We start from the raw sequence: 10767 nt of genomic DNA, 5'->3' as shown, positions 1-10767 counted from the left end.
TCCCGAAAAGAAAAGATAAGCAACTTTATTTTTAGCATCCTAACTCAGCAAAAATCCACACAAGTTGTTCTTTAGTTTTGCTTTTAAATAATGTCCCTTCACTGTCGTCCAGTTGAAGCGTTTGTAAATTCTATAACCAATTATCACTAAAATAATACATTCGTTCTAACTGGTAAGCTATCTATTGTATCATTGATTGATACAGTGTCAAGCTTTTATTTACTAATAATTCAGTAAGTTAGCTGCCTCGTTAATAGTAAGTATGTCCACTATTTTCGCTGCGCCTCCTTTGCTGTGGGGCGTATTATAGATACTTTATATTCAGTGTCAACTGTTTTTATAGATGTTTTTTAATTAATTATAAAAGGTTTCAAATAATATATATTTTTCAACAAGTTAGAAAAGTAAGAGTCTTTTATTATTTTTATACAACATGAAAACTGTTGATAATTCTCCAAAGCTGGTTGAATCACTCTTGTTGAAACCTTACTTTTTGCTAATTTTAATGTCTCTAAGCATCTTTTTTGCTTATCCACGCTTAAGGTTGCGTTATTGATATAAGTGAAGGTAGTCCTTATATATAGATACTGCTTATAATATAGTAGATATTATTTACTAATTCTCTTAGATCGAAAAGCTGCTACTAAAAGGTAGAGATGACTTATATTCTTGGATGCAATCGAAAAGCTGCTACTAAAGGGTAGAGATGACTTATATTCTTGGATGCAGTTGGTCGGCTCTTTTAAAGTTATATCTATGCTAGATATGTTGTTATCCCTTGCTATCTAGTGTTTATAGATGGTTTTTGTTATAGTAGTCGGCTTTATGGCATTACTTATCCTGCATGATTAATCAATACTATATAAGAAGCATTTGGCTGTATTTAATGATGTATTATCATTCTGCTCTTGATATAGATAGCAGATTGAATGAATATTTAGACGATCGCCGATATGTTAAGTGTCTTGGGTAATGTCTGTCTCTTTTGATGTATCACATCTAACGTATATAATTTATTTGGTCTTACGGTCATATGATTGATAGTTGCAATCATCACTGCTAACGGACCTAAAACAGGTGAACAGATTATGGTAGCGATTACTTTGCCCGATGGAAGCGTAAAAGACTTCGAAGGCAATACTACAGTCATGGAAGTGGCAAAAAGCATTGGGGCAGGTCTTGCTAAGGCTACAGTCGCCGGACGTGTAGATGGACATTTAGTTGATGCTTCTGATCCTATCGCTCATGACGCAAAGGTTGAGATTGTTACCCCAAGAGATGCTGATGGTGTCGATATTATTCGTCATTCGTGCGCGCATCTACTCGGTCATGCGGTCAAACAACTTTATCCTGATGTAAAGATGGTTATCGGTCCTGTCATTGATGATGGGTTTTATTATGATATCTATAGTGAGACACCATTCACACCTGAGCATATGCAAGCGATAGAAAAGCGTATGATGCAGCTGATTAAGCAAGACTACGATGTCATAAAGAAGATAACGCCACGTGATGAAGTGATCAAGATATTTGAAGAGCGCGGCGAAGATTATAAGCTTAAATTAATCAATGATATGCCAGGCGAAGAAGCTTTCGGTCTCTATCATCATCAAGAATATGTCGATATGTGCCGTGGCCCGCACGTGCCAAATACCCGCTTCTTAAAGGTCTTTAAATTAACCAAGATGAGTGGCGCTTATTGGCGCGGTGATGCCAAGAACGAGCAACTACAACGTATTTATGGTACCGCATGGTCTGATAAAAAAGATCTAAAAGCTTACATTCAACGTATTGAGGAAGCTGAAAAGCGTGACCATCGTAAGATTGGTAAAGCACTCAATCTATTCCACATGCAAGAGCAAGCACCGGGTATGGTATTTTGGCATGCCAATGGTTGGACGATTTATCAAGTACTTGAACAATATATGCGTAAAGTACAATATGACAATGGTTATGAAGAAATCAAAACACCGCAAATCGTTGATCGCAGCTTGTGGGAGCGTTCTGGACATTGGGGTAACTATGCTACTAATATGTTTACTACCTCAAGCGAAAACCGTGATTATGCGGTAAAACCAATGAACTGCCCTTGTCATGTGCAAGTGTTTAATCAAGGTTTGAAATCTTACCGCGAGTTGCCACTGCGTATGGCAGAATTTGGTTCATGTCACCGTAATGAGCCATCAGGTTCGCTACATGGTTTGATGCGTGTGCGCGGTTTCACTCAAGATGATGCACACATCTTCTGCACACAAGCGCAAATTCAGCAGGAAGTGGCTGACTTTATTAAGCTTACTCTTGCTGTCTATGAAGACTTTGGTTTTGATAACATTATTATGAAACTCTCAACGCGTCCAGAGAAACGCGTCGGTAGTGATGAGTCTTGGGATTTTGCTGAAAAAGCTTTAGCCGACGCCTTGGATAGCTCAGGACTAGCTTGGGAATACCTGCCTGGTGAAGGTGCTTTCTACGGGCCTAAGATTGAGTTTAGTCTCAAAGACAGCTTGGGACGAGTATGGCAGTGCGGTACTATACAGGTAGATCCCAATATGCCTGAGCGCTTAGACGCTGAATTTGTCAATGAACAAAACGAGCGTGAAGTGCCTATTATGTTGCACCGTGCTATTCTTGGCTCGTTTGAGCGCTTTATCGGTATTTTGATCGAAAACTATGCTGGGTGGATGCCGGTTTGGCTAGCCTCGCAGCAAGTCGTGGTGATGAATATTACCGATAAACAGGCAGAAAGCTGTGAAAATGTCGTTAGCGAGCTAAAAAATGCAGGTTTACGTGCGGTTAGTGACTTGCGTAACGAAAAGATTGGATTTAAGATACGAGAGAAAACATTAGAACGTATTCCCTATATGCTAGTATTAGGGGATAAAGAAGTTGAAACAGGCAGCGTTAACGTCCGCACTCGCGAAGGTGAGAATTTAGGCGTGATGACTGTCTCTGAATTTATTACCTTAGTACAGACTGCCGTTGCCAAAAAAGGCCGTCAGAATCAAAAAACAGATCAGGAGTAATACCTATTAAACAGTCCAACCGTCTAAACACCAATGAAGATATCAGTGTTAAAGAAGTTCGTCTTGTCAGAGAGGACGGCGAACAAATGGGCGTGGTCGATATCGATACCGCGATGAAAGCGGCACGTGATGAAAACCTAGACTTAGTTGAATTAGTGCCCGATGCCAAGCCGCCAGTATGCAAAATCATGGATTATAAGCATTTCCTCTATGATCAAAAGCAAAAAGCGAAAGAGGCTAAAAAGAACCAAAAGCAAACTCAGCTTAAAGAGATGAAGCTGCGTCCGAGTACTGAAGAAGCTGATTATCAGGTAAAACTGAAAAAAATTGTCAGCTTTTTAGAAGATCAAGACAAGGTTAAAGTGAGCATTCGTTTCCGTGGACGTGAAATGGCGCATCAAGACATTGGTCGTAAACAACTTGAGCGCATTATCGAAGATACGGCTGAGATCTCTAACGTCGAGCAGTATCCAAAGATGGAAGGCCGACAAATGGGTATGTTGCTTGGCCCTACTAAGAAAAAATAACTGAACCGTAAACGCATAAGTTTGCCATATTTACTTATCTTTGTTTTTGACCATCAATATGCTGCGGGATATTGATGGTTTTTTACTATTACACATTGTAATTTTACTATACTAACCACCATATAGTTTTACAAAGTCTATCTTCATGGCTTCCTGATTATACGATAATCTTAAAATCTACTTTGTATTTCCTATTAATGATCATTTAATAACCATAAGTCAATTAATAGATCTTTAGCGATTATGCTACTTGCTTGAACTAGCAGACTAAACGTTACCTAACATCATTGAATAATTCAAACATTTTAATCTATCATTTATCGACAGGAACACTTATGCAAGAACTTACACCGCCAGAAAATACGAATACGCCAAGTATCTCTTTGACGCCACCTGACCCTGTAAAAGAGGTGGAAAAAAGCGAAGCGGATCAGATGGTTAAGCTGGATAAAAGTCAGATTCCAGAACTTGATGCTAAAGTCGATGCTTTTGTAGATCATGTCATTACCAATCCAGTAAATGGTCCTGACTTTCAAGAAAACTTACAATCCATTCATAACTTAGGTACTAAAGAGATTCGTGAGTCGGCTCAAGTGTCTAACCGCATGTTAGAACTTCCTGCTAAGAGTATCAATGATAGCCTATTTGATAATTCACCAATTGCCAAGTCATTGACAGAATTACGCGGTATCGTAGAAGACTTGGACCCAAGCAAAAAAGAGTTGACCAATTCGCGCAAGCTGTTCGGCATCATACCGTTTGGCAATAAAGTTCAAGATTATTTTCGTCAATATGAATCCGCACAGTCGCATATCAACGCAGTGGTGACCAGTCTTTATAATGGTAAGGATGAGTTGCTCAAAGACAATGCGATGATTGAGCAAGAAAAAGTCAATATGTGGGATTTGATGCAATCCATTCGCCAGTATATTTACGTCGGCAAAAAGATTGATGAGCAGCTTGAGCAAAAAGTCTATTCTTTAGAAGCGACTGACCCTGAAAAGGCCCGCATCATAAAAGAAGAGATGCTGTTTTACGTACGCCAAAAAAACACCGACTTTTTGACACAGCTGGCTGTTAACGTACAAGGCTATTTGGCATTAGATACCATTCGTAAAAATAATTTGGAACTTATTAAAGGTGTGGATCGCGCTACTACAACGACTATTTCTGCATTACGGACAGCCGTCGTGGTTGCACAAGCTATGACCAATCAAAAACTGGTCTTAGATCAGATCACGGCATTGAATAAAACGACCAGTAGTTTGATTGAGTCAACCTCAGCGATGCTCAAACGTCAATCTGGTGAAATTCATGAACAAGCAACCAGTAGTACTATTGAGCTTGATAAACTGCAAAACGCTTTCAATAATGTTTATGATACGATGGATATGATTAGTAATTACAAAGTTGAAGCGTTAGAGAGCATGAAGCAAACGGTCAATACTTTAACGAGCGAAGTGGATAAAGCACAGAAGTATTTAGATAAATCTAATCAAACGACTGTACTTGAAGTATCAAAAGAGTTAGACAGTAAAAAAATTGCAAACCAATCTGGTACTACTGACATCGATATTTGATCAAGCAGTCTACCCAAACAGTCAGCTATCGAATAGATATAACCTCATTGACGTCGGGTATTAAAGCGTCGTTCGTGTTAAGATAGCCATTATTAATAATTTTAAAAATAGATACGGTAATTTATGAGTTGGAATGATCCAAACGCCTCAAGTGAGGCACAGAAATATGACAATCCTATCCCTAGTCGTGAGCTGATACTACGTACGATCGCTGAAAACGATGAACCAACACATCAACAGCTGGCAAAAGCTTTTGACATCAATGATCCTGATCAGTTTGATGCATTAGGCAATCGTCTCAAAGCCATGGCTCGTGATGGTCAAGTGAATCGTGAAGGACGTCCTTATCGCTTTCGTGCAGTCACGCAACAAGATGTGGTTACTGGTACGGTATCTGCTCATCCAAAAGGCTTTGGTTTTGTGGTACTAGAAGATATGCCAGATTTGTTTTTACACGAAAAACAAATGCGCTGGGTATTTAACGGTGACATGGTCGATGCTGTCGGCACCACAACAGATAACCGTGGGCGTACCGAAGGTCGTATCGTTGATGTGACTGAACGTCATCAAAATCAGTTTATTGGTACGCTTACTCGTGATGAAGATGGCTATTGTGTCGAGCTTGGTAGCCCAAACAACCATCAACCAATCACCGTCACTGATGATAATATACATGCGGTAGGTGCCAAACAGGGCGATCCGGTGAAAGTTGATGTCATTGACTGGCCCAATCAGCACGAGTTTGCTACAGGTAAGATTACAGAGGTGCTGAGTGACGACAATGATCGTGAACTTATCATTGAAACTACTCTACTCAATTACGATATACCCTCTGAATTCAGTGCAGAAGCACTCAAACAAGCCAATGACTATAGAGAGCCTAGTAAGAAGGACTTTAAGGGTCGTACGGACTTACGTGACCTACCATTAATCACTATTGATGGTGAAGATGCGCGTGACTTCGATGATGCAGTGTTTGCTGAAAAACGCTCAGGCGGAAACTATCGAGTGTTGGTCGCTATTGCTGATGTCAGCCATTATGTGACACCAAACTCTCCACTAGATCAAGACGCTTATGAGCGTGGCACGTCGGTTTACTTTCCGCACCGTGTGATTCCTATGTTACCTGAAGTATTGTCGAATGGCTTATGTTCGCTAAACCCTTCAGTGGATCGTCTCTGTATGGTTGCTGATATTAAAATATCACGTGCAGGCAAGATTACAGGTTACGAGTTTTATCCTGGTGTTATGCATTCACAGGCACGTCTAACCTACAATCAGGTAAATGATTATTTTGCTAATCCCAAAGATAAAAGTGTCCCTGAATCTTTAACAGGTAATAAAGACGTCAAAAAGTCTGTCGATACGCTTCATCAATTGTATGGGCTGCTTATCAAAAAGCGTGAAGATCGTCATGCAATGGAGTTTGAAACCGTTGAGACTTATATAAAGTTCAACGAAGAAGGCGGTATCGCGGACATCTTGCCACGTACTCGCGGTGATGCTCATAAGCTCATTGAAGAGTGTATGTTGCTTGCCAATACTTGTGCAGCAAACTTTGCGCTAAAAAATGAGTTGCCTGTTTTATACCGTAACCATGACAATCCTGACAGCGAAAAATCAATGCGTATTCACGAATATGCAAAGAACTTTGGTTTAAGTTTCCCTGAAGAGAATCCAACGCAAGCCGACTATCAGCGTATTATTGAAGCGACAAAAGATCGTCCAGATGCAATCAGTATTCATAGTATGCTGCTGCGCTCAATGATGCAGGCTAACTATGCGCCCGATAACATTGGTCACTTTGGTCTGGCATATGATGAGTATAGCCACTTTACCTCACCGATTCGTCGTTATCCGGACCTAATGTTACACCGTGCGATTAAAGCCAAGGTAACCAACAGTAAACAGCCTGTTATGGACTTTTCTCTTGATGGCGCAGGCACACAAACCTCAGATACTGAGCGCCGTGCTGAAAAGGCATCACGTTTTGTAGAGTCTTGGCTAAAATGTCATTATATGAAAGATCATGTTGGTGAAGAGTTTGAAGGTGTCGTCACAACCGTCACAAGCTTTGGTTTATTTGTGACATTGACTGACCTATATATTGATGGTCTGGTTCATATCTCAAACGTCGGTGATGACTTCTTTGTCTATGATGAGCATCAACAACAGCTCATTGGTAAAGATAAAGGCACCTTGTTTGGACTTGGTGATTTGGTCAAAGTCCAAGTTGCTGGTGTCAATATGGATCTGCTGCAGATTGATTTTGACTTAAAAGCGAAGTTACAAGCTAGCGAGATGAATCAAACAAAAAAAGATCAGACGAAAAAAAGCGCCGCCAAGAAAAGTAATGGTCGAAGCAGCAAAGGTTCAAATAAAAAGAGCTAGGTTTAGACAAAATACTAGAATAACAAAAAAGGCTAAAGTCATCTTTAGCCTTTTTTACGTTTATCCATACAGCTTATTCTTGTGGGCTATTGTTATTTAATAGATCAGTCTCATCAGAATTCTCTGCAATTTCCTGCTCAACTTTTTGCATAAGTTTTTCATCAGGACGGGCATCAAATACATCTTTGCTGTCGCGTCCATCCAAAATTTGCTTTGCACGCGCCTTTGCTTGCTGTTTATCCTTGTCATCTTTGGTCTGCTGATTATCTGCGCCAGAAGTTAGCGGTGTGACAGTCATCTCAGAGTCTGTTTTACCTCTACTCTCTTGCATATGCTCAAAGGCTGTTTCTAACTTATCATTGAAACGTAGACGATAAATAGGTTCAGGCAAGCTAAAACCTTCGTTTTCTAAAGCGTGCTTGGTTTCACGAATAGCAATACTGCGGGCTTTTGCAAAATCAGTTTCTGATTGATCTACCCATACTTGAAATTCAAGAATAATATTAGAGTCACCAACGTTGGCTATGATAGCAATAGCTCTAGGCTCATCCAACACAAAGTCTAATTTGTATATCGCATCAAGTCCGACTTTAATCGCTGCCAGTGGATCGTCATTGGCATCTACACCCAGCTCGAAGGTAAAGCGGCGCTCAGGGTTTTTGGTGTAATTTAAAATCGTACCTTTGAAGACTTCAGCGTTAGGAATACGCAGCTGATTACCATCTAGCGTCATTAAAATCGTTGCTCTTGAGGTCAGACGCACCACGATACCTTCTTGACCATTAATTACGACTTGGTCGCGGGCACGAAATGGCTGGCGAATACTGAGCATTAAAGAGGCTATATAGTTTTCAATAGTATCTTTGACTGCAAAACCAACAGCGATACCGATGACCCCCGCCCCGCCAAGAAGCGTACCCAAGATGGTCTCAGCACCTATCAGGCTCAAAGCCAATATCAAACCAAAGATGATAAAGATTACTTTAATAGTTTGCGCCAGTAACTCAGCTACAAAAGGATTGGGAGTAAGACGCTGCCACATTTTTTGTCGTTTAGATAGCCAGCTACCAAACCATGTCACCAAGCCAAATAATACAATACCGACTAACAGCAATGGAGTGGCTTTGATTAGGTTTATACCTTGAGTCTTCAGTCCTTGATATACTGTTGACACATTGTCTTGCACATCGAGCGTTCGATTAATATTGTCTTCAACCGTTACTACATCTGTTAGACGATTGGTTAAATTGATCGCTTGTTGCGCCTTTTTTTCATTAGGGGTCTCTCCACCTAAGGTGACGACACCTTGAGTAACGCTCACATCAACAGCTTGCAAACCATCAATCTCAGAGAAAATACCGTTGATACGTTGACGGATCTCATTGTCTTTTTGAAAAGTGGGCGTGGTTTCAATTTGAGCATTATTGGTACTTTCCCCACTAATGACTGGCGGCGCATCTATGAGTGCTGATGTATCACGTTCCGCTTCTGTCTCGGACTCTGCCTCTAAATTTAGTAAAGTACTGTTATCTATGCCTGCTGCGGCTGCTACGCTTGTTAACTCTTCGCTAGCCGCGTGAACAGGTAAGCCGTAAAAGATACTTATTAATAATAACAGCTGACCTATGACTGGCAAGTATCTGCGTAAAGATAGATAGTCAAAAATAGCTATCATAAGTATCCTTGGTGAAGGTGATGAACAACCATTGTCTTTGTAGTCAATACAGACAACCCTATGTATAAACTATTAACTGTCTAGATAGCTTTGTGCCTCTCCAAGATCCAGTGTACCCTCGTAAATCGCCCGCCCTGTAATAATCCCTTCAATACAATTGCCATAAGGCTTTAATAGCTCGATATCTTGCATATCAGTGACACCGCCCGACGCTATAACGGGCAAACCCCCTTCACGTGCAAGGTTGACCGTTTGATCGACGTTGACCCCTTGCATCATACCATCACGAGCGATATCGGTATAAACGATGGATGATACACCGACGTCAGCAAAGCGGCGGGCAAGCTTGGTCGCTTTGGTGTCTGTGATATTCGCCCAGCCATGAGTGGCCACCATACCGTCTTTAGCATCAATACCAACGATAATATGCCCGGCAAACTCACGGCAAGCCTCCGTCACAAAATCAGGGTCTTCAACCGCTTTGGTTCCTATAATAATATAGGTGAGACCTGCTGTGATATATTGCTCAATAGTGTTCATATTACGTACACCGCCACCCAATTGAATAGGCAAGTTTGGGTAGGCTTTGGCAATATCGTTGACCACTTGCCTGTGAACTGGTACGCCATCAAATGCGCCATTGAGATCAACCAGATGCAAACGCCGTGCTCCCTCTTTTACCCAGCGACCCGCTACAGCCACAGGATTGTCAGAGAATACGGTGTCATCCTCCATACGACCTTGTTTTAAGCGTACACATTTGCCATCTTTTAGATCGATAGCAGGGATAATTACAGGCGCAGCACACATATAGTACTCCTTATAAAACGTTTTATGGATAGCGAAAGTACGACAGAAACAACAATAATTGATAATTAGGAAGAAAATACTATAAAGTATGCACTTAACTAAATATTTGTCTCCAAGAACAACTTTAGTTTATATCTTAAGTTAAAACCATTATAGTCGTCTGAGCATTTTTGATGATTGATAACTATAAGTTTCAACCGCTAAGTTAGGTACTACAATTAGATAAATTCAATTACTAACTGGCAATTTTAGGTTAATTTAGCGTATAATCCTAGGTAAATTTGTATTTGTTTCTATATCTTAGCAATGCCTATTGAGCTTTTACATAGATTGAGCGTGTTTGGCCATAATAGGACATAACTATAAAGATATGACAGCCTGATTTTCGATAGATGGGTATGATTTAAAATTGTATCCTACTTCGTTAATCGGTTTGTTTTTAATCAACTTATCATATATTGCGTCTGAGAGTTTTTTCTGTTTTAGACGCAATCACATGATACTAGTATGACAATGTTATAAATTTCAATAAAACGTATTGTAGGTTCATCTATAATTTGAAGTGTCCACTCTAAGCAGTTGGTTTTAGAGGTCTACTTTGATTTGATAGACTTATGATGCATCTTGGTAGCCGGTCGCCACTTTGGTAATTCGAATAAGACGTTAACGTGTTGTTAAGGAGTCTAAGGTCAGCGTTAATACTCTTACTTGCAGTAATACTTAAGCGTTATGTTTAAGGCACTCAATCACAGCTTTACTAT

General features: G+C 40.3%; 6 protein-coding genes. 4 read left to right on the top strand and 2 right to left on the bottom strand.

The window, feature by feature from the left end:
• The first annotated feature begins 1088 nt into the window (after positions 1-1088).
• The 4 genes from thrS to rnr all read left to right on the top strand — a co-directional run bounded on the left by thrS (position 1089) and on the right by rnr (position 7521).
• Positions 1089-3023: a threonine--tRNA ligase gene (gene thrS / locus Q0890_RS07180; protein ID WP_299218959.1), complete on the top strand. Its 1935-nt coding sequence runs from the start codon at positions 1089-1091 to the stop codon at positions 3021-3023.
• The gene (infC, locus tag Q0890_RS07175) at positions 3023-3550 is read left to right on the top strand and encodes a translation initiation factor IF-3 (RefSeq protein WP_299219025.1); all 528 of its coding nucleotides are present in this window, start codon (positions 3023-3025) and stop codon (positions 3548-3550) included. The genes thrS and infC overlap by 1 nt, the downstream gene beginning before the upstream one ends.
• Positions 3551-3885: 335 nt before the next feature.
• On the top strand, positions 3886-5130 hold the full coding sequence (locus Q0890_RS07170) for a toxic anion resistance protein (protein ID WP_299218956.1): 1245 nt from the start codon (positions 3886-3888) through the stop codon (positions 5128-5130).
• Positions 5131-5253: 123 nt separating this feature from the next.
• Positions 5254-7521, top strand: a complete 2268-nt coding sequence (gene rnr, locus Q0890_RS07165) for a ribonuclease R (protein WP_299218954.1) — start codon at positions 5254-5256, stop codon at positions 7519-7521.
• A 73-nt stretch (positions 7522-7594) separates the two neighbouring features.
• Here rnr and Q0890_RS07160 read toward each other — a convergent pair whose 3' ends face one another.
• The gene (locus tag Q0890_RS07160; protein ID WP_299218953.1) at positions 7595-9196 is read right to left on the bottom strand and encodes a mechanosensitive ion channel family protein; all 1602 of its coding nucleotides are present in this window, start codon (positions 9194-9196) and stop codon (positions 7595-7597) included.
• Between the two features lie 72 nt (positions 9197-9268).
• Entirely contained in the window at positions 9269-10006 is a 738-nt protein-coding gene (hisA, locus tag Q0890_RS07155) for a 1-(5-phosphoribosyl)-5-[(5-phosphoribosylamino)methylideneamino]imidazole-4-carboxamide isomerase (protein WP_299218951.1), read from the bottom strand.
• Positions 10007-10767 lie beyond the last annotated feature (761 nt).

The sequence above is a fragment of the uncultured Psychrobacter sp. genome (assembly GCF_947488565.1).
GTDB classification, from domain to species: domain Bacteria; phylum Pseudomonadota; class Gammaproteobacteria; order Pseudomonadales; family Moraxellaceae; genus Psychrobacter; species Psychrobacter saeujeotis.
This window is presented reverse-complemented; position numbering and strand designations above follow the sequence as displayed.

Excerpts from the sequence above, each read along its gene's own strand:
- thrS (WP_299218959.1), top strand. The coding sequence starts at position 1,089 with ATGGTAGCGATTACTTTGCCCGATGGAAGCGTAAAAGACTTCGAAGGC.
- Q0890_RS07170 (WP_299218956.1), top strand. The coding sequence starts at position 3,886 with ATGCAAGAACTTACACCGCCAGAAAATACGAATACGCCAAGTATCTCT.
- rnr (WP_299218954.1), top strand. The coding sequence starts at position 5,254 with ATGAGTTGGAATGATCCAAACGCCTCAAGTGAGGCACAGAAATATGAC.
- Q0890_RS07160 (WP_299218953.1), bottom strand. The coding sequence starts at position 9,196 with ATGATAGCTATTTTTGACTATCTATCTTTACGCAGATACTTGCCAGTC.
- hisA (WP_299218951.1), bottom strand. The coding sequence starts at position 10,006 with ATGTGTGCTGCGCCTGTAATTATCCCTGCTATCGATCTAAAAGATGGC.